This is a genomic window from Stenotrophomonas sp. GbtcB23, assembly GCF_019091045.1.
GTDB classification, from domain to species: domain Bacteria; phylum Pseudomonadota; class Gammaproteobacteria; order Xanthomonadales; family Xanthomonadaceae; genus Stenotrophomonas; species Stenotrophomonas rhizophila_A.
The window spans coordinates 1-480 of sequence record NZ_JAGXKC010000191.1; the positions used below are offsets into that span (position 1 = coordinate 1).

The 480-nt window shown below is 58.5% G+C and carries 1 protein-coding gene; it reads left to right on the forward strand.

What is annotated here, in order from left to right:
- A partial coding sequence (locus KVS69_RS18745) for an SIR2 family protein (protein ID WP_217539484.1) occupies positions 1–480 on the forward strand: 480 nt, incomplete at both ends.

Here is a 480-nt window from a genome sequence, read left to right on the forward strand (position 1 = left end):
CCGCTCACCTGGAAATGCTCATCAAGCGATGCGTTCCAGACGATCAGGTGTTCCCGGGAAAGCTGCATACACAGCTCCTTGAGTTGCCGTGGTCTGTGATCTTCACCACCAACTACGACACCCTGCTGGGGCGCACCGCCGAGCGGATGTTCGAGGTCGGCTACTTCACCGTCTGCGCACGCGAGGACATTCCCCAGTCCAAGGTGCTGGGCCGACGTCGCATCGTCAAGTTGCACGGCTCGTTTCCCTCGCATCGCCCCTTCATCCTGACTGAAGAGGAGTACCGTACCTACCCTGAGCGCTTTGCGCCCTTCGTTAACATGGTCAGGCAGTCCCTCTTAGAGAACGTGTTCTGTCTTATCGGATTCTCCGGTGATGATCCCAATTTTCTGCATTGGCTGGGGTGGGTGCGGGACATGCTCGACAAACACGCACTTCCGGTGTACCTCTTCCTTGCTCAGGAGCCGACGCTTGGGGGGC